The organism is Maritimibacter dapengensis (assembly GCF_019218265.1).
GTDB classification, from domain to species: domain Bacteria; phylum Pseudomonadota; class Alphaproteobacteria; order Rhodobacterales; family Rhodobacteraceae; genus Maritimibacter; species Maritimibacter dapengensis.
In genome coordinates this window covers 285610-304777 of the sequence record NZ_JAHUZE010000004.1, presented here as the reverse complement: position 1 = coordinate 304777, position 19168 = coordinate 285610, and the positions used below count along the sequence as shown (strand labels likewise).

The window sequence follows — 19168 nt, the reverse complement described above, 5'->3', positions numbered from 1 at the left end:
AATGGACCAAATTGCTTTGCTCGCGCCCGTGCCGGAAGAGCATCTGATTTCAGCCCTCGACACTCAAAAGAGTGCCGGGAAAGTCGCTTTTGGTTCCAACGCTTGGCAAGTGTTCAATGAACTTCGTGAGATTGCTGGCGACCAAGAAATCGATGTCTACATCTATGCGTCAGACTCGAGAAAATTCGGTCCACCAAAAGTCCGATGGACGGCCCGGTATCTGGGCCATGTAGACTCCAAAAATGGCGCGCATCCCTCTGGCATGACCTATCGGCCTACTTCCACAGAGCAATACGATGCGGACAACCGTGGCCACTGGGCGGTTTTTTGGGAGGTGGATAGTCTCGTTGAGCTCACCAAGGATGAAGCGATACCAATGAACCTTCTTAGTGGTCGTAATTCTCATAAGGCTTTTGTGTCGAATTTCGTCCCGCATGGGCCGACATTGATAGAGGCTCTCTGATTTCAAGAAACAATTTTCAACGAGGGATGTCGCACAATGGCCGTTCTGATCGAAGCAATCTCAGTCATCGTTCGAATTGATCGAGTGAGCGAAACTATTGGCTGGAACAAGTTCCTCGAGCTCGTTCCGAATGGCACGCTATGCAGCGACAACGAGATTGCGCGTGTCGGCTTCATGAACCCGATGGATGTAGAATTTTTCATCGATGACCTGAAGACTGCGGGCCTCGTGTTTCTTAACGAGAAGAAGGCGCAAGACATCTCAGTGGTTGATCAATTTGAAGGCCCAACTGTTCCCACTGCGTGGCTGGAGGTCGGAACTGTGGAAGTCGACAGCGAACCTGTCCGTGCGGCGCGCCTATTGGGTAGCACAGAGAACCAGTTGTTCACACCAGATGGATGGGCAGCAGGCTCCAATGTCTTTCGGGTTGGGGGTGACTTTTGACCCACCGCATCGCCGACACCTTCTACGACGCGCTCGCCAAGCTCTCGCCGCAGGAGCAGAAGCAGGTCAAGCAATCTGCCTTCGACTTTCAGATGGACCCGAGCCTTCCCGGCTTTTCCACGCACCGTGTCGACCGCGCACGAGATCCGGATTTCTGGACCGCACGGGTGAACCGCGACATTCGGATGGTCATCCACAAGAAGGATGGCGACACGCTCCTCGCCTGGGTTGGTCACCATGATGATGCCTACCGATGGGCCGAAACCCGGAGGATCGAGGCGCATCCGAAAACCGGCGTCGTGCAAATCGTTGAGGCCCGCGAGAGCGTCGAAGACATCGTCGTGCAAAGGTATGTCGAAGAGGCGGTCCGAATGCCGCGCCTCTTCGCGGACGAACATGACGAGACGCTTCTTTCGTGGGGTGTTCCCGAAGACTGGCTCGATACGGTGCGGGATGCCACCGAGGACACCATCCTCGACATTGCCCATCGCCTGCCAGGAGAGGCCGCAGACGCGCTCTTGGCTGCTGCAACAGGCTCGCGTCCCGCGCCTGCTCCGATCGTTGCGGATGATCAGGATCCTTGGCAGCACCCCGATACACTGCGGCGCTTCCGCGTCGTCGACAATGTCGAAGAGTTGCGCGAGGCTTTAGATGCGCCGTGGGAGAAATGGTCCGTCTTCCTGCACCCGGCGCAGCGCGAATTCGTGGATCGGGATTTCAATGGTCCGGCTCGGGTGATCGGCTCAGCTGGCACTGGCAAAACGGTGGTCGCCCTACACAGGGCGGCGCGTCTTGCGAAAGACCCGGATGCTCGGGTGCTCCTGACCACATTCAATCGTCGACTTGCACGCGCCTTGAATGAGAAGGTTCCTCTTGTCGCGAACGGCGACACCCGAAAGAGAATTCATGTCGAAGCGCTGGGTCCGCTTGTGGGTAGGCTTCACGCAGAGCGATTTGGTGACAGCGAGCTCGTCGATGAAGAGACTTTGCGGACACTCTTGGCGGATGCTGCGCAAGATCAGGGGCTCAGCGCCGATCCCGAGTTCCTATTCGACGAATGGTCTCTGATTGTCGATGCATGGGCAGTGCCGGATCAAGAGACCTATCGCGATCTGCCGAGACTTGGACGCAAGCTCCGGATGGCCGCCTCTCGCAGAGACGCGCTTTGGGCCGTCTTCGCCCAAGTCCGCCAAGAGCTGATATCGAAGGGGCTAAAAACGGAAACCCAACTCGCTCACGAACTTCGCGAAGTCGGCGAAATCCCGTTTACCCACGCACTCGTGGATGAAGCTCAGGACATATCCGTAGCGGAGCTTCTGCTACTGGGGTCCACCCTGGGAAATCAGCTGAACGGTCTCTTCTTTGCAGGCGACATTGGACAAAGGATTTTCCGTGCGCCGTTCCCATGGTCTGCTGCCAAGGTCGACGTAAGAGGGCGGTCGCGAAGCCTTAAGGTCAACTATCGAACGTCGCACCAGATCCGGCTTCGCAGCGACCTTCTCTTGCCAGAAACGCTGGTCGAAGCGGACGGGTCGGAGGAGGCGCGCTTGGGGGTCACGTCAGTCTTCGACGGACCGGCACCTGAATTACGCGCTTTTGCAGATCGGAGTGACGAAATACGGGAGGTGGCGACCTGGGTCGAAGCGATCGCGGATCAAGGCGTTTCGTCCGATGAGATCGCCATCCTGGTTCGGCAGGATGCGATGATCGCTCAACTCCCAGAGGGCTTGGCCAATCATGCAACGATCATGCCGATGCATGACGCCAAGGGTGCTGAATTCAGGGCCGTCGCTATCCCGTTCCTCGATCAGGATGTCTTGCCAGATGAAACGCGTCTGTTGGCGGCGCGTGACGAAGGCCAGCTTGATGAGGTCATGAATACCGAACGACACCTCCTCTATGTCGCCGCAACCCGTGCCAGAGATTTTCTCTGGATGTCGGGAACAGAGCCGCTCTCGGATTTCTTGTCGGACTTGATCCAAGCAAGAAAAGCCGAATGACAGTGTCCAAGACCGTTGCGGGTGCCTCTTCACTACTGAGCCATAACGCTCCGCCAACGATGAAAGCAGTCGGAAAACCTAACATTTTGGACCTGAGGATTTCTTCCCTACGTCCCCAGAGCCGTCCGAAGAGCGGGCGGTAATACCCGGTAATATCGTTACCGCCTTTCTGGAGACGTTACATGTCGAAACATGATCCGAAACTCGCGAAGAGCGCTGAGACCAAGGCCGAATTCGAGAAGCGCGTTGAAGACGCTTTCCTTGATTTCGTGAAGAAGAACCAAGGCAAAATGCCGACGAACACAAAGCTGAACGAGAAGGTGGGCACATCAATGTCCCGCCTGACTCCGCTGACGCGGATGCTGAAAGAAAAGCATTCGGCGCGAGAGACGAAGCTCTCGGCGATGACGGCTGTGCCCGACGAAATTCGGGAAGCGTATGACCGGCTGCTCGAAGACCTTTGGATGAAAACGCGCGATATGCAGAACGCAGAGCTGGTCGACATGAAGAAGACATTGGAAACCCTGCGACAAGAGCATCGGGTTGAGATCGATGACTTCGAGAGCATTGTTTCCGACCTTGAAGCCAAGCTTGATGGCGCAAATAGGCAGGTGTCCGAAGCTGACAGCAAGATCGCCGAACTCGACGATCTGGTTGCCGACTTGACAGCAAAACTCGCTGATGCGGAGGCGCGCCTTTCCGAGCGACAGGCCTTCTTCGACGAACTGAAGGCTTCTTTGATCAGCGTGACGCCGGGTCCGAAGGCACCCTCGAAAAAGGGTTCTTCGAAGAAGACCCAGGATGAAGAACCGGAAACACCTGAGTTCCCATTTGAATAGTCACAGCGTTCGTTGCCGTTGCCTGTTGAAGAGCCGGATCCGGATCGGGTCCGGCTCTTGATCTGTGAACTTGCGCGTTTGCTCCGGGTCTGTCGCGCGCAAAATGTGCTGACGCCCGGTTTCCAGGTTGAAACCCCGCATCGTGGCGGTCGCTTCAATCGCATCTGCGGCGCGCCGATACCTCTTCGACTCCCCAGGATCATGCTCCTCGGTCAGAAGCGCCGCATCGAGGGTCGGTCGATAGTGTTTGCGGAGCGTGAGGTTGGGCAGGCCTTGAAAATGGGCATCTACATCATCTTGGCTGGTCGTATCGCGAATCCGGTAGGCATCGGGAAAGTGGCTCCGGGTATATTGCTCGGGGTTTATGCCCCTCATCATTTGCTTGAGTGCGACTGCGTCGTGACCATTGAGCTCTTTGTCGACTGCGTAGAGAACATTGGCTTCAGCTCGGTTGCGGGCCGCCTCTTTTTCAAGCTCTCGGCCCTTCACGAACGCTTTTCGCGCGAAACCGAGTAGCCATTCATAGGCAGGTTTAATGGTCTTCCAAAGACCATCCCGGACGACGCCGTCATCCGACATGTTCGGTCCATCCTGGAGTTTCTCATCCCTTCCGGCGGCGTCCGACGTGTAGACGATCTCATCATCATCGAGAGCTTCGAGGCCGCGCTCGAGGCCTGCCTTGTAAGCATCAAGAGCTGCGCGTTCCCGAGCAGCCGTTTCTCGATCCTTCTGCGCAGCGACGCGGTCGCGTTCGGCTTGCTGTTTCAGGCGCTCCGCGTCTGCTTTGGCCTGCTCCGCGCGGCGCAGCTTTTCCTCGGCGTCTACAACCATCCGCTTCGCGACCTCGCGCCCCTGAGCGGGTGATGTGTGCTTGCGCCCGATGATCTTTTCGCCTCGACGGCGTTTGACGCGATCTTCGGCGGCGCGCTGCTCGCCGCGATGAAGATCAATCTGGTAGACCTCCGCAAACATTGCCACACGATCCTGGAAAAGCTCGTAGCTTCGCTTGCGCCAAAGATGCTCGTCGCCATCGGGATCTTTCGATTTCTCATATTCGACTTGACCGAACAATCGATGCTGAGAGTGGCTCAACATCGGAACTTTGGTTCGCCGCTCCTCATGCTCCGGCGCGACAACGAAGTGAACATGTGGCGTCTTTTCATCAAGGTCTGCTCGTGCATAGAGCACTTCACGACCGAACTCGGTCTCGAGGTATGCTTTCGCGAACGTCAGAAAGTCTTCAACCTGTGCGTCGTCCCAGTTGCCGTTGTCGTCGTTGAAAAACTCAGGTGACGCACTCAAGACACCTTGGGTCCACGGCTTCGTGTTCTTTGGATCCCAGGGCCAACCGACAAGCTCCGCCAGTTCATGCTTGTCATCACCTGCGGTTTCGAGAGCTTTCTCCAACACTTTTCTTTTTGCTGTGTGCCTTGACTTCTTGAAGGACACGACACGAAGCGCGGCCGTTCGCTTCTGAAGCTCCACGATCCGGTTGTCACAGATCTCACGGAGGTTCGCTCCGCCGATAAGATAGCGATTTTGATCCGAACGCAGCTCATCTATGTTCTCTTTGCCTTGCCGTTTTGTGCCATGTGCCTCGACACCACCGATGTCGTAATCAGTGGCGCGTTCGAAGCGTAATATGATCAGATCCAAGTCTTCCATCGCGGGGACTTAGTCCCCGGACCGCAGCTCCAAAGTCGCAGTTAGAAACAGGTCGCGGTGGCCGCGCAATCTCCGAATCCAAGGATGCGGAGAGGTCTTCACTCACTATAGAGCCGCCCGCACCGGCGGGGCCTCCTTGCGGGCGGCACCTCGTTCGCCCGGGGCGCTGCCCCGGGACCCCGCGCCTTCAGCGGGATCATTAGGGCGCGTCGCCCCTCCTGAACCTCCCAGACCATGATGCGTGTTCGCCACCTTCCTGGACCTCTCCGGCGTCTCCGACGGGCAGAGGGTCGTCGTTCGCCACTCCCCCTCTGCATACCCCCTGGCGTCTCTTGGGGCGGTCGTTCCGCACTCCTCCCCGCCGACGGCAACCCCACCTGCTCACACGCCGTGTGGCGAAAAGGGGGGACGCCCCCTCCTCGACCTCTCCCGGAAAGATTGGCGCGTAGCTGTCGGCGGTCTCGAGCCCTTCTGATGAGGTTCGAGCCAGCCAGACAGCTGAGAGCGCGCCTTAGGAAGGCCCGGCAAGGTGCCGTGCCAAAAATGGGAGTCCATCATGGAAATCAACATGGTGAATTACGCGACGCCGCAATCATCTTTGCACCAGCTGCTGGGATCAGCCCCTGAAGCATTCGGAAATGCGGCAGTGTTGCTCGCAGGAAAGAAGGGCAAGCAACTCGTCGATGACATTGTCGAAGCTCTGGCGAGAAACACGAAGCCGGACAGGAGGACGCTGCGCAATCTCGTGCAACTCCATCGCATCCTTTCTCTCGATGCAATCGATGAAGACCCTGAGGCACAGGGGCGCTTCTTGATGATCGCCCCAACCGACCCAGTTGTCGAAGAGATTTGTTTGCTCAGCGACAGCTTGCTCGACGCACTTAGTGTTTACGCCTCGCTTCATCCCTCAATCGATCTCGATCTCGCCGCATGACGCACCCCGTCGCTCTGCTTGGAGCGACGGCCTTGACCCCAACGAGTTTTACAAAGTCGGCCAACGCCGTCGCTTGCTTGGGACGGAGATGACTCCATGAATATCATCGTAAAGGACATCGACAGGCAGAGTGCTGAGGTCCTCACATTCATCGAAGAGCATGGCGAAGGCTTAAATGCTCTTTATCGGGCCGCGTTCGCCAACCCCTTCATCGAGCCAAGCAAGAGCGTCGAAACCTCTGCGAAAGTCCCCGTCGGTGCGCGAACCATCCCGCTCAGCATCGTCCTCGAAGAAGTGGTCGAAACACTATTGGCGATGATCGGATCCATGGGCTCGGACTTCCCCGATCACTTCGACGCCCGAGAGGTCGACGCGTCACTGCGCTGGTATGCGGCGCGGATCACGGATCTCCAGCGCAGCTGACGGAAAGCAAGCAGATCCGGCGTCCTAAACGGCGCCGGATCGAGAAAAATACGAAACATCGTCAAAAGGTTACGAAAAACCGATAACTTTTTTCGGTCATTCGTTTAGGAGGGCTTTGGATTTTTTCTAACTCCTCCTGTGACCGCAATAGAACACCGATCACATGTCAAAGAACTTCTCATTTGCCCCGCGCCTGATGCAGGCGTCTGCCGCATCCCACTACCTCGGGATGTCGGAGTCCAAGCTGTTGGAACTGGCAAGACAGGGCCATTTCGGTCGGAAAGAATGCGGTGGCAACCGCCTCTTCGACATTCGTGATCTCGACGCATTTGCGGACTCTCTCAAATACGAAGGGGAAGAAAAATGGCGAACCACCGAGGCAGCGGACGCAGCATTCGGGATCGCGGCGGAATGAAGCAACCCGGCCTAAAGCGTTACTATGTGAACGGCACCTACTACGTTTACCATCGCGCGACGAACACGCCGCTTCCTGCTCACTTGCCCGAAGATCATCCCGACTTCTTGGATGCGTTGTTTGAAGCGCGCAACGGCATTAAACGCGATGCGCCGAAATCCATCGTGATCAAAAATTCGGTCGAAGACGTCGCGCGACGCTACATGGACTCGCATGAATTTCGCGCGTTATCTGAGAGTTATCAGGGCGTAAGACGCACCGATATTGCTCGCCTGCTCCGAGAAAAGGACGGCGCCATTGCTCGGCTGGACTATCGAACCATCCAAGGCAAACACATTAAGGCGATGATGCGGGCGATGGCTCCTAATCCGGCGAACGAACGCCTGAAGACATGGCGGGCTTTGGGAAAATTCGCAGCCGTAGAGTTGGAGCTGATAGAAGACGATCCCAGCCTATCCGCAAAAAAGGTGAAAGCACCGAAATCGGACGGGCATACACCTTGGACAAATCCTCAGGTCAAACAGTTTCGTGATCATTGGCCGATTGGGACAAAACATCGTCTCGCTTTCGAGCTGTGCTTCTGGCTCGGCTGTCGCATTTCCGATGCCGTGGCGCTTGGACCGGGCGACATCAGTGAAGACGGCTGGCTGGAGTTCACGCAACAGAAAACCGGAGGGGACGTCGCAGTGCCGGTCTACCGCGACCTTCCGCGATTTGCCGACGAGGCGGATCTTCAGCACTTCAAAAACGCGCTTCGCGCTATGAACGAGCCTTGCGAAACGTTTCTTCAGACTGCCTATGGTGCAATGCGATCCGCAAAGGCAGCACCCGGTTGGTTCTCCGAGGCAGTGCAAGAAGCAGGTTTGCCGAAGGGGCTCACCTCACACGGCCTCCGCAAAAGCCGGATGATCAAACACGCCGAGAACGGTGCGACCGTGCACCAGATTTCGGCGTGGAGTGGTCACGAGAGCCTCAAAGAGGTCGAGCGCTACACGCGGGGCGCGGACCGGAAACGAATCTTGTCCGTTTCCGTGCTCGACACCGGAGATTTCTACTAAATCAATCGGCTCCTCCTACCGCACCACGGCCCGGCGCTTCCAGCGTCGGGCCGTTGCGTATGGGTGACTCCCAAGAGAAAAATCCGCCTTGGATCAGGCCCTTGCACCGCCCTGCGGTCACGTCACGGTTTTTCCAAATTGTCTAAGGCACTTGATTTCTTAGACAATGATTCAGACAACCCGTTGTTATCTAAAGCTTTTAGTGGGGAGGTTGGCGCTCTGGGGAGGATTCGAACCCCCGACCCCTTGATTCGTAGTCAAGTACTCTATCCAGCTGAGCTACCAGAGCGCGGTAGGCGGCGATTTAGCTTTCCTCGCGGTGCATTGCAAGGGGCAATCGGGAATTATTGTGCGGCCTGCGGCTGCCGGACCGTGTCCGAGAGGGTTTCCAATCCGCGAGGAAGGTGAATGGCAAAAACCGTGCCCTCGGGACCGGTGCGGTCGAGTTCCAAGCGACCACCATGGTTCTTCACCAGTTCGGCAGCGATCGCGAGCCCAAGACCCGATCCGTTCTTGCGGCCGGACGTGGCGAAAGGTTGGAAAAGGATGTCTTGCACCTTTTTGGGAAGGCCGGGCCCCGTATCTTCGATCAAGATGGTCCATTCTTCAGGCGTCTCCACGCCGGACACCTGTATTTCACCACCTTTACCTGTGCTCTGGATCGCCTGCCTCGCATTTCGCACGAGGTTCCTGAGAATGCGATAGAGTTGTTCGGGATCGGCACGAACAAGCAATTCGCTTGGCACATCTTCCGCGTACGAGATGTCGTCCTCTCCCGCTGCGAGGCGTTCACTCTCGACAACATCTGTCACGACATCCGTGAGAGGAAAACGAGCCAGCCTTGGCGCAGGTTCTTCAGCACGTCCGAATGCCAGAGTAGATTCGCAGAGGTTCACTGCTCGACTGATCGAGCCCATCAACTTGGGGACGGCGCGTTGAACGCCAGGATCCTCACTCATCTCAACGCGATCGGCGAACAGCTGGGCCGTCGTAAGGATGTTTCGCAGATCGTGACTGATGCGCGCGACTGCACCGCCGAGGGCTGCGAGCCTCTCTTTCTGCTTGAGGGCGCTTGAAAGCTGCTCCTGCAAATCGTGGAGCGCTTCTTCGGCTTCCCTCAGCTCGACGATTTCGGATTGCGGCGCAATGATCTGTCGCGCGTCTTCTGGTGCGGATGCGTAGCCTTTCATATTATCGACGACCTTGCGGATCGGACGCACCATCAGAAGCTGCACGGCCAGATAAAGCAAAACGCCGGTGAACGCCGAGATGACGGCCGACAGGATCAGGATCCTACGACCATAATCAATCATGGCCATCCGTAGTTTCGCTGTGTCCATCGTGACTTCGATCACAAGACCACCTTCTCGGACTGGGTCACCGATGACGCGGATGATCTCAGGCTCAGCACGCCACATTCGCAGCATCGCATCTCGCATCAATTCCCACATTCCGGGGTCGCGAAGGTCGAAACTGGCGGCGGCCGGGCCGGGAACAGGGGAAGACAACATCAACTCCCTCGCCTCATCGCGCCGCAGCACGACGTTGTAGACTTCGGCATTCTCCAGGAGTTCTGCTTCAAGTTCAGGGGCTATCATGTCGTCGGCCAAGAGTGCCAATGATGCGATCTGGGCGCGCTCGAGCCTCGAAAGGAGATAATCTTCTCGGAACCTCGAAACGGACGGCACGAAAATCATCACTTCCGCCAGCATGACGAATGCGGCGGTCAGGATGAGGAACCGGCCGGAAAGCGAGTTCAGAAACATTTGTCCCTCGACGTGTTTAAGGCACGAACCGCTGAATGACCCGCACCACACGCTTAAGCTTATCATTTTCAAACAGTTTCGGCGCGAAATAGTTCCCTGCGGCGCGTTTCGAAATTTCCGCTAGGGTCGGATATGGTAGCACCATGCCGGAAATGTCCGATAGTTTCAGCCCCTTCGAAAGTACAAGCGACCAAGGGGCGATCAATTCGCCTGCGTGATCGCCGACAAGGGTCACGCCGATCGGTTTGCCCCTAAGCGCGATGACCTTGATGAACCCGTCTGTCCTCCCTGTCGCGACGGCTCTGTCGTTGCCTGCGAAATCTGCGCGCAGCACGTCGATACGGCCGCCATAGGTCTCTCGGGCCGCGGCCTCGGTCATTCCGACCTGAGCGAGCTCGGGGTTGGAATATGTGCACCAGGGCAAATGATCGGTGCGCGCCTTTGCAGGCAAGCGCAATACCGTTGGGCGGATCGCCACCCCGCCCTGATACCCTGCGACATGGGTGAATTGCAGCCCGCCCGTCACATCGCCCAGCGCATAGACCCTGCGGTTAGACGTTCGCAACCGGTCGTTTACGTGGACCGCTGTGCCATCTGTTCGCACGCCGGCGTCCTTTAGCCCCATATCGTCGATATTGGCCTTACGCCCAACGGCAATCAGCAAGTGCGAGCCGGTGAAAACACCGCCGTCCTCGGTCACAACTTCGACCTTGCCGCCTGTCTCACGCACCCGCACGGCCTTCGCGTTCTCTACTATCTCGACGCCGTCTGCGCGGAGTGCGTCCAAGACGAGTGCCGCCGCCTCGGGGTCGTCCTTGCCGAGCGCCTTTTCCCCTTCCAGCACTGTGACATCACATCCGAAGCGCCGATGCGCCGTTGCCATCTCAATGCCGATTGGGCCGCCACCTATCACGATGAGATGTGTCGGTTTTTCGACCAGATCGAAAATCGTTTCGTTGGTCAGATACGGCACCTCGTCCAACCCGGGAACCTCCGGCACGAAGGGTCGCGACCCGGTGGCAATGACGAAACGTTTCGCGCGGATCGTTGTGTCGCCCGCCACGACCTCGCGGGGACCCGTAAAGCGGGCATGCTCGCGGATCACGATGCAGCCCAACCCCTCGAAACGTTCTTGGCCGTCATGAGGTGCAATGGTGGCAATGGCCCGTTTCACGTGATGATGGGCTGCCGTCCAATCCATTCCCGCAGCGCCGGCGTGGAGCAGAGCCTTAGAAGGCACACAGCCGTAATTGAGGCAATCGCCACCCATTTCGCCCTTTTCGATTAGCACGACCTTCGCGCCCATCTGGACAGCGCCCGCCGCGAGAGAAAGGCCGCCGGACCCGGCACCAATGACGCAGATATCGGTCTTGATCTTGGTCATGCGACGTCCCCCTTGCGGAAAGTTCGGATCAGGATGGGAAGGGCTGCGAGCACGCAAAGGCCGATGATTGGGCCGAGTATGTAAGGTTCGAAAATCACGCCGAGGTCTGGTGCGCCGCCACGATCGAACACGTCGCCCAATCCCGCGCCAACAGAGGTATAGACCAACGCGCCGGGAATGATGCCGACGACCGTGGTGACGACGAACACGCCCGTACGCACGTTCAAGAGCGCGGGGACCACGTTTGCCACGAAGAACGGCACGGCCGGGAGCAAACGCATGAGAAACAGGACCGACCATTGGTTCTCGTCGATCCCGCGTTTGAGCCGCGCGATCCGCCCTTCGACCGCTTCCATGCGCGCCGCCAATCGCTCTCCCAGTCCGAAGCGTGCCGCAAGAAATATGATCGTTGCGCCAATAGTCGCCCCGGCGAGGTTGAACAAAACGCCCGGAAAGATTCCGAACAGAAAGCCACCCGTCAGTGTCGCGATGGTCGCACCGGGGAGCGAGAAGCCGACGATGGCAATGTAAGCGACAACGAACACCATTGCAGAGAGCACGTAGTTCGCGTCCCTGTGGGCGATGAGAGCTTCGCGGTTTGCGGCCAGGGTCTCGAACGAAAGCCGGTCGCGCAGGAACACGATGCCCACCACGGCGACCAGGAGGATCACCGCGATCGGCGCAAGTCGTTTGATCCTGTCGGCTCTCATGGCCCCTCCTGTCTCCGGTTCGGCGCACCATGACCGACCCGCCCCGGACCCGCCAGACCTTTCACGGTGGGTTGATACCGCGCGGTGATTTGTTTCAAAGCGCCTTGTGTTGCGAAAAAGCGCAAATGCACGTTTGACTTGACGCCAAACGCCCCCTATAGACCGGGCTTCAACGGATTTCGCCCCGATTCCATCGGGTTTGGGGGCTTGTGTTTCGCGGCAGATGCCAAGAGGCACGGTAACGCAAAAAGACACTGGACGGAGACGGGCGATGAAACGCACCTACCAACCTTCGAACCTCGTTCGCAAGCGCCGCCACGGCTTCCGTGCGCGCATGGCGTCCAAGGCTGGCCGCAAGATCCTGAACGCGCGTCGCGCCAAGGGTCGCAAGTCGCTGAGCGCGTAAGCGTCAGCCACAGGCGAAGAAACATGACACCGCCGGAGGCGCCCGGGACCGACCGCAAGGTTGCGACCACGGAAACGCCTCCGGCGGTTTCGCGTTTACAGATCTTGCGCAAACGATCCGACTTTCTCGCCTGCGCCAAGGGGCGCAAGGCACCCGCGCCGGGGTTCTTGCTGCAAGGTCGCAACCGCAGTGATGACGACCCGAACATCCAGGTCGGATTCACCGCCTCAAAGAAAATCGGAAACGCGGTCGCTCGAAACCGCGCGAAACGGAGGCTGCGCGCCTTGGCGCAGGACGTGATCGCGGCACAAGGGCGACCTGGCTGGGACTACGTGCTGGTTGCGCGGCCCGGAGAAACCGTCTCACGAGACTTCGACGCGATGCGGTGGGAACTCGAGACGGCGCTGTCACGCCTACACGGCGCTTAATACATCCCCAAACCCAAAGCGCCCATGATGAGAATGAGCGCAACCATCGCGCCCCCCGAGACCCAAGCGTTGCGGCGCGCCGCGACTCCGGCCACTTCGGGATAGGTCGCCGGGTCTTCGAAAGCGCGGCGCATACGCCCCCGGCTGGCACCGTCCACGCCAGACGCGACGAAGGCGATGACGAAGGCCGAGATCACCATCAGACCATATGGGGTCCAAAGATCGGACCATTGTGTAAGCCCGCCACCGAATACGGCGCGCAAAGGGCCGGTGACGAGCACCAGGACACCCGAAATCCCCATGAGTAAACCGGACGAGCGGCCGATCCCTTCATAGAGCGCTTGCGCTTCTGCCGCAGGCCTTCGCGCCATAGCGGGCATCAGCACCAGTCCGAAGAAAAGCGTGCCCCCCGCCCAAGTGACGGCAGAGAGCAAGTGAAGGAAATGGAATAGGTTCATCATCGCGCATGCCCCTCAACAGGTCCCATGAGCGTGGCGGCACGCGGCCAATCCGTCAACCGTGCGGCATGTGCGCGTCACTTGGACTATGGCTCGGCGGAAGGAGAAAGCTTATATCCACAGCATGACTCCGCTCGCCCACATCGTTGCCCTGCCCGTGCGCGCTTACAGGCTCCTGCTGTCCCCCTGGGTCGGTCACAGCTGCCGTTACCAGCCGACATGCTCCGCCTACGCGCTCGAAGCGCTTGAGAAGCACGGCGCGATCAGAGGCTCCTGGCTTGCAGCCAAGAGGATCGGACGCTGCCATCCATTGGGCGGTTCCGGATTTGACCCCGTGCCGGAGCCCAATAACGGAAGGGACGATGAATAACCTGAGGTGCGTATGACCCGCCAGTTTGTGTTCCCGCTCACGACCGGGCGATCTGGAACGGTTTTCCTGACCGAACTTCTCCGGCTGAATTGGATCGACGCCGAAGTTCATCACGAACGCCTGGGTTATACTCAGATTGGAGTCGAAAGTCCCGACGCATCGCATTTCACGTTCTTCAACTCGGTGGGCAACGTCGACCACGTCCGTCGTTTCTGGGCTCAGAAACTGGAACGTATCGCCGCTTCGGATACCGTTCGCTACGCTGAGATCTCGCATTTCCTGTTCAAAGCAGGATTGGTCGAAAATATCACTCCGCTCGTGGAGGCGGGCGAGGTCCACCTGATCATCTTAACCCGCGACCCGTTCAAGATCCTCTGGTCCTACGTCAATCGCTTCGAATTCACCAATTTCGGGTATACGTGGCTTTTTGCTCTGGATCCGCGATACCCCAACGTGTTGGTCAATTCTGCTCCGTTCATGGAGCATGGAGTGGCAGGGAGCGCTTTCTGGTATGTGCATGAGGTGTTCGCTCGGGCCGAATACTACGCGATGCTAACCGCTGACATCCCGGATGTTCACATCCACAGAGTCGACCTCTCGGACGTCACGTCTCTCGAAGGCGCGACGCAGCTCCTGACCGCGCTTGGCGCAAGCGTTACAGTGGACAGTGTCAAAATGCCCCCGCGCCAGAACGCAACGAGGCAGACCCATTTCGACGCGAAGATGGAACGCTTCTGCCAACGCCTCGCTGCTGGCACCCCGCTTCTATCCAGATCGATCGCAGAGAAGTATTTCACGGACGGTAAGCGGCTCGCGAACGGTGCACGATCAAATCGTAAAGCCTGAGACTGCTCTTGCACCGCTTGCCTCACCCGCATCTGCGCCCTAAGACGCGGATATGCTCGACGACAATGAAGATATCCATCCGCTGTTTCGGGGGGCACCCGCCACCACCGAATTCAAGAAGCTGCGCAAGCGGATCATCCGAAACGTGCGTGAGGCGGTCGAGCAATATGGCATGATCGAAACCCGCGCCGACGGGAAAACACCAAAATGGCTGGTTTGTCTATCGGGCGGCAAGGACAGCTACACGATGCTTGCCGCGCTCTACGAGTTGAAATGGCGCGGTCTTTTGCCAGTCGACATCCTCGCCTGCAATCTTGATCAGGGGCAGCCTGGTTTCCCTGCAACGGTTCTCCCGGCTTTCCTCGAAGATCGGGGCGTGCCGCACAGGATCGAGTACCAGGACACCTATTCGATTGTAATGGACAAGGTTCCCGAGGGGAGGACCTTCTGCGCGCTCTGTTCGCGACTGCGCCGGGGCAATCTCTATCGCATCGCGCGCGAAGAAGGTTGTTCGGCCGTGGTTCTGGGACACCATCGCGACGATATTCTCGAAACGTTTTTCATGAACCTTTTCCATGGCGGGCGACTGGCAACCATGCCGCCAAAATTGATCAACGAAGAAGGCGATCTGTTCGTCTATCGCCCACTCGCCCATGTCGCTGAAGGGGATTGCCAAAAATTCGCGAGAGACATGCAATACCCGATCATCCCGTGCGACCTCTGTGGGTCGCAGGACGGCCTGCAACGCCAGCAGGTGAAACAGATCCTCGACGGATGGGAGCAAAACGCTCCCGGTCGTCGTCAGGTCATGTTCCGGGCTTTGATGAACGCGCGTCCATCGCATCTGCTTGACCCGAAATTGTTCGATTTCGCCGGTCTCATGCGCCCTAAGCCCGATGAACATGAAAGAACCGACTGACGTTAACTGCTGATTGACTCGTCGATTCTATGGTCCCGGTCCAGCGGGGGAAGTTCCCCGCACGGACCAGCGGACAATCGTGATGGGTTTCAGAATAGCAACGGACCGAAGCAATGCTCTTGCGCGATTCAGGAAAGGCATGTTCGGCCCTCATGCTTTGGCGTTCCTTCCCGCAGTCATGCTTGGTGCTTATTGGTTCGGCGGTGAAGGCGCGCTTCTCGTCTTCGCGGTCACGACACCGGCACTTCTTGCCTTCACAGGATCATTGCGATTCCCGTGGGAAAAAGCGCCAAAACGCGACAACGTGACCGGATTACCCGGCCGCGATCGTCTCTTGACCTGTCTGGACGATGCCATGTCCGACGGGGCCAATGCGCTGGGCGACCCGCCAGTCTGTGTCGTCATCGAAATTGACAACGCTGCGGCACTCTCTGCGCAGTTCGGCGATGGTGGGGCGGAAACAATACTACGAGCCTGTGCTGATCGAGTCCGCGAAACGCTTCGCGAGGCAGACATCACTACCGCGCTGAAACCCGGGCGTTTCGGAATGGCGCTCGCGAAGACGCCACGCACCGATCTTGAAAGCATGATCCAGCTTGCCGGGCGCATGCAGGATGCTCTCGGTCAACCGATATCACTCGACGGGACCCGTGTGTTGCTGACCGCCTGCGTCGGCTTCGCGTTGCCATCGAGAGTGCCCGACCAGACAGGCGAGAGTTTGCTGGATGCGGCCGAAAGTGCATTGGACGAGGCTCAGAAAGCCGGACCGGGCTCAATACGCGCTTTTTCGCAAGGTATGAGGCCGCGCGTTTCGGTCCCCGATAATTTGACGAAAGAAGTCGTTCGAGCGCTCGACGAGGGTGAAATCAAACCTTGGTTCCAACCTCAGGTGTCGACACACACGGGCGAACTGACCGGCTTCGAGGCTCTCGCACGTTGGGAACATCCTGAAAAAGGCCAGGTCGCTCCTGCCGCCTTTCTGCCTGCAATCGCGGAAGCAGGCTTGTTTGAGCGTTTGGGAGAAGTGATGCTCTTCCACACACTCTCGGCGCTGAGAACATGGGATCAATCGGGCCTTCACGTGCCGAACGTCGCCGTCAATTTCTCTCCCGATGAACTTCGCGATCCCCGGCTGTTCGAGAAAATCAGATGGGAACTCGACCGATTCGACCTGGCGCCCTCGCGTCTTGTCGTAGAGGTGCTCGAGAATGTGGTTGCGCAGTCTGAAGACGACATGACGACGCGAAACATCGCAGCGTTATCGCGGCTTGGTTGTGGTATCGACCTCGACAATTTCGGAACTGGACACGCCTCGATCTCGAACATACGACGGTTCGACGTCACTCGCATCAAGATCGACCGTTCGTTCATTAGCCAGGTCGATACGGACCGAGATCAACAGAACATGGTTGCCGCGATCCTAACCATGGCCGAAAGGTTGGGTTTGGAAACACTTGGCGAAGGCGTAGAGACGCACGGCGAACACGCGATGCTTGCACAATTGGGGTGCGGTCACGTGCAAGGCTATTCCATCGCCCGGCCCATGAGGTTCTGTGAAACATCGGACTGGATCGCTGCGCACCATGCAAAAATTCCGCCTGTCCCTGACATCGGACCGCGGGCGCGGGATGCCTAAGCAGACTTCAACCCGGAAATCCCGTCTGGTTCGTCCGTGACGGCATTCGTAAAATCGTCAGATCGGACGTTGAAAGCCAGTCCGATCACGGGAAAACTGCTTGACGTTTGCGCTGGCGGGCGTTTGAACCCACCTGACCCGAAAGAACGATTGGTGGGCCTCCATGGAAAACCAGAACAAGAACCTTATTCTGGCAACGGTGCTGAGTTTTCTCGTCATCACCGGTTGGGTAATCCTTTTCCCGCCCGAAGAGGGCGAGGTCCCGCAACCGGAAGAAGTTGCCGAAACACTCGCACCCGGAGCGACCACTGAAAACGACGGTGCTGCGGCACCACCTTCGGGAGTCGATACGGCTCCCACAGAACAAGCCGCGCCGGCACCGGATGCTGGCAGCGACGTTGTAGACAGTCCCCGCGTGCGGATCGAAACGCCGAAGCTTTCAGGGTCGATCTCACTCATTGGGGGACGGATCGACGACCTCCATCTGACCGATTACAAAGTCTCGCTCGACCCTTCGTCCGACACCGTGACTCTCTTGAAACCGGCAGGGCAGGATTCAGCCTATTACACGCTTTATGGCTGGGTCCCCGGGGGCGGTCTTGGCGCGGATGACGTGCCCGATGCTTTCACCGAGTGGAACCTCGAGACCGGCGAATCTCTTACACCGGACAGTCCGATCACGCTGGCTTGGGAGAACGCCCAGGGCATGACGTTCCGGCGTACCATCTCGGTGGACGAGGATTATCTGTTCACAGTCACCCAATCTGTCGAGAATGCCACGGACACGGCCCAGCGGCTTGCGCCCTACGGCATCATCGCCAGGCATGGCGAACCGCAGAATCTAAAAGGCTTCTTCATCCTCCATGAGGGTGTCATACGGCAGACCGACGACGAACTGTCGGAGATCGATTATGACGATGTCGTAGATCTCGACGTGGACCCGAATGAACGTGCCCCTGTCGAGTTGTCGTCGGTCGCTGAAAATGGCTGGATCGGTTTCACCGACCATTATTGGGAGACCGCTCTTATTCCGCAGTCCGGTCAGCCCTTCACGTCGGCTGTCAAATACCTACCCGGTTCAGATATTTACCAAACGGAAACACGGCTCCCCACCGTCGAAGTCGCGCCAGGCGCCACGACCGAGGTCACCACGCGCCTCTTTGCCGGGGCGAAGGAATGGGACACGATCCGTGAATATCAGAACAACGAGGGCATCTATCGGTTCATCGACTCGATCGACTGGGGCATGTTCTTTTTTCTGACGAAACCGATCTTTGCGGTTCTGCATTGGCTGCATTCGTTCATCGGAAATATGGGCTGGTCTATCATCGCCCTGACGTTCGTCATCAAGATGGTTCTCTTCCCCCTCGCCTATCGGTCCTATGTCTCGATGGCCAAGATGAAAGAACTCCAGCCGCAGATGGAACAGATCCGCGAAAATGCTGGCGACGACAAGATGAAGGTCCAGCAGGAAATGATGGAGCTTTATAAGCGCGAGAAGGTGAACCCCGCCTCGGGCTGCCTGCCCATCCTCTTGCAGATCCCGATCTGGTTTTCACTCTACAAAGTGGTCTTCGTGACGCTCGAATTGCGACATGAACCCTGGTTCGGCTGGATACGTGACCTTTCCGCGCCCGACCCGTCGTCGATCCTGAACCTGTTCGGCATTCTGCCGAATGCTGCACCGGACCCAACGAGTTGGTTCTTCTTCTTTTCGCTTGGCATCCTGCCCATCCTGCTCGGCATTTCAATGTGGCTGCAACAAAAGCTCAATCCAGCGCCTGCAGACGCGACACAGGCGACGATCATGGCGTGGATGCCTTGGGTCTTCATGTTCATGCTGGGGCGGTTCGCATCGGGTCTCGTGCTCTACTGGATCACGAACAACACGCTGACCTTCATCCAGCAATACACGATCATGCGCAGCCACGGCGCGAAGCCGGATATCTTCGGCAACATCAAGTCGAGCTTCAAGCGAAAGCCGAAAGAGGAAAAGTAGCCGCA

20 protein-coding genes and 1 tRNA gene are annotated in these 19168 nt (G+C 58.0%); 15 read left to right on the top strand and 6 right to left on the bottom strand.

Annotated features, from left to right (window positions below; all coding sequences use genetic code 11):
• Position 1: 1 nt before the first annotated feature.
• The 4 genes from KJP28_RS16800 to KJP28_RS16785 all read left to right on the top strand — a co-directional run bounded on the left by KJP28_RS16800 (position 2) and on the right by KJP28_RS16785 (position 3746).
• The gene (locus KJP28_RS16800; RefSeq protein ID WP_218393786.1) at positions 2-463 is read left to right on the top strand and encodes a hypothetical protein; all 462 of its coding nucleotides are present in this window, start codon (positions 2-4) and stop codon (positions 461-463) included.
• A gap of 36 nt (positions 464-499) precedes the next feature.
• A complete protein-coding gene (locus tag KJP28_RS16795; RefSeq protein WP_218393785.1) occupies positions 500-907 on the top strand; it encodes a hypothetical protein in 408 nt (135 codons plus the stop codon).
• A complete protein-coding gene (locus KJP28_RS16790) occupies positions 904-2907 on the top strand; it encodes a 3'-5' exonuclease (protein WP_218393784.1) in 2004 nt (667 codons plus the stop codon). The genes KJP28_RS16795 and KJP28_RS16790 overlap by 4 nt, the downstream gene beginning before the upstream one ends.
• A 182-nt stretch (positions 2908-3089) precedes the next feature.
• Complete coding sequence (locus tag KJP28_RS16785; protein ID WP_218393783.1) at positions 3090-3746, top strand: DNA-binding protein; 657 nt, start codon at positions 3090-3092, stop codon at positions 3744-3746.
• Here the strand turns inward: KJP28_RS16785 and KJP28_RS16780 are convergent, their stop codons facing one another.
• A complete protein-coding gene (locus tag KJP28_RS16780) occupies positions 3747-5411 on the bottom strand; it encodes a plasmid recombination protein (protein ID WP_218393782.1) in 1665 nt (554 codons plus the stop codon). It abuts the gene before it with no gap.
• A 556-nt stretch (positions 5412-5967) separates the two neighbouring features.
• Here KJP28_RS16780 and KJP28_RS16775 point away from each other — a divergent pair.
• The 4 genes from KJP28_RS16775 to KJP28_RS16760 all read left to right on the top strand — a co-directional run bounded on the left by KJP28_RS16775 (position 5968) and on the right by KJP28_RS16760 (position 8241).
• The gene (locus tag KJP28_RS16775; protein ID WP_218393781.1) at positions 5968-6345 is read left to right on the top strand and encodes a hypothetical protein; all 378 of its coding nucleotides are present in this window, start codon (positions 5968-5970) and stop codon (positions 6343-6345) included.
• A gap of 96 nt (positions 6346-6441) precedes the next feature.
• Positions 6442-6768, top strand: a complete 327-nt coding sequence (locus KJP28_RS16770; protein ID WP_218393780.1) for a hypothetical protein — start codon at positions 6442-6444, stop codon at positions 6766-6768.
• Positions 6769-6931: 163 nt separating this feature from the next.
• Positions 6932-7183, top strand: a complete 252-nt coding sequence (locus tag KJP28_RS16765) for a helix-turn-helix domain-containing protein (protein ID WP_218393779.1) — start codon at positions 6932-6934, stop codon at positions 7181-7183.
• Entirely contained in the window at positions 7180-8241 is a 1062-nt protein-coding gene (locus KJP28_RS16760; RefSeq protein WP_218393778.1) for a tyrosine-type recombinase/integrase, read from the top strand. Before KJP28_RS16765 ends, KJP28_RS16760 begins: the two co-directional genes overlap by 4 nt.
• Positions 8242-8453: 212 nt before the next feature.
• Here the strand turns inward: KJP28_RS16760 and KJP28_RS16755 are convergent.
• From KJP28_RS16755 to KJP28_RS16740, 4 genes are all read right to left on the bottom strand, one after another.
• Positions 8454-8530, bottom strand: a tRNA-Arg gene (locus KJP28_RS16755).
• A 55-nt stretch (positions 8531-8585) separates the two neighbouring features.
• Positions 8586-10007 (bottom strand): sensor histidine kinase, encoded by a 1422-nt coding sequence (locus tag KJP28_RS16750; RefSeq protein WP_218393777.1) that lies wholly within the window; start codon positions 10005-10007, stop codon positions 8586-8588.
• 16 nt (positions 10008-10023) lie between these two features.
• Positions 10024-11391, bottom strand: a complete 1368-nt coding sequence (locus tag KJP28_RS16745) for a dihydrolipoyl dehydrogenase family protein (protein ID WP_218393776.1) — start codon at positions 11389-11391, stop codon at positions 10024-10026.
• Positions 11388-12101 carry a TVP38/TMEM64 family protein gene (locus KJP28_RS16740; RefSeq protein WP_218393775.1) on the bottom strand — a complete coding sequence of 238 codons (714 nt, stop codon included), beginning with the start codon at positions 12099-12101 and terminating at the stop codon, positions 11388-11390. The genes KJP28_RS16745 and KJP28_RS16740 overlap by 4 nt, the downstream gene beginning before the upstream one ends.
• Positions 12102-12372: 271 nt before the next feature.
• Here KJP28_RS16740 and rpmH point away from each other — a divergent pair, with 271 nt between their 5' ends.
• Both rpmH and rnpA read left to right on the top strand, forming a co-directional pair.
• Positions 12373-12507, top strand: a complete 135-nt coding sequence (rpmH, locus tag KJP28_RS16735; protein WP_218393774.1) for a 50S ribosomal protein L34 — start codon at positions 12373-12375, stop codon at positions 12505-12507.
• Between the two features lie 23 nt (positions 12508-12530).
• Complete coding sequence (gene rnpA / locus KJP28_RS16730) at positions 12531-12935, top strand: ribonuclease P protein component (protein ID WP_218393773.1); 405 nt, start codon at positions 12531-12533, stop codon at positions 12933-12935.
• Here the strand turns inward: rnpA and KJP28_RS16725 are convergent.
• Entirely contained in the window at positions 12932-13396 is a 465-nt protein-coding gene (locus tag KJP28_RS16725; RefSeq protein WP_218393772.1) for a hypothetical protein, read from the bottom strand. The genes rnpA and KJP28_RS16725 overlap by 4 nt on opposite strands.
• Before the next feature lie 121 nt (positions 13397-13517).
• On the opposite strand from KJP28_RS16725, the gene yidD reads away from it, so the two are divergent.
• The 5 genes from yidD to yidC all read left to right on the top strand — a co-directional run bounded on the left by yidD (position 13518) and on the right by yidC (position 19163).
• Positions 13518-13763, top strand: a complete 246-nt coding sequence (gene yidD, locus KJP28_RS16720) for a membrane protein insertion efficiency factor YidD (RefSeq protein ID WP_218393771.1) — start codon at positions 13518-13520, stop codon at positions 13761-13763.
• 12 nt (positions 13764-13775) lie between these two features.
• Positions 13776-14609: a hypothetical protein gene (locus KJP28_RS16715; protein ID WP_218393770.1), complete on the top strand. Its 834-nt coding sequence runs from the start codon at positions 13776-13778 to the stop codon at positions 14607-14609.
• Between the two features lie 52 nt (positions 14610-14661).
• Positions 14662-15528 carry a tRNA 2-thiocytidine(32) synthetase TtcA gene (gene ttcA, locus KJP28_RS16710; protein ID WP_218393769.1) on the top strand — a complete coding sequence of 289 codons (867 nt, stop codon included), beginning with the start codon at positions 14662-14664 and terminating at the stop codon, positions 15526-15528.
• Between the two features lie 139 nt (positions 15529-15667).
• On the top strand, positions 15668-17164 hold the full coding sequence (locus tag KJP28_RS16705; protein WP_255552439.1) for a putative bifunctional diguanylate cyclase/phosphodiesterase: 1497 nt from the start codon (positions 15668-15670) through the stop codon (positions 17162-17164).
• A gap of 163 nt (positions 17165-17327) precedes the next feature.
• A complete protein-coding gene (yidC, locus tag KJP28_RS16700; protein ID WP_218393767.1) occupies positions 17328-19163 on the top strand; it encodes a membrane protein insertase YidC in 1836 nt (611 codons plus the stop codon).
• Positions 19164-19168: the final 5 nt, after the last annotated feature.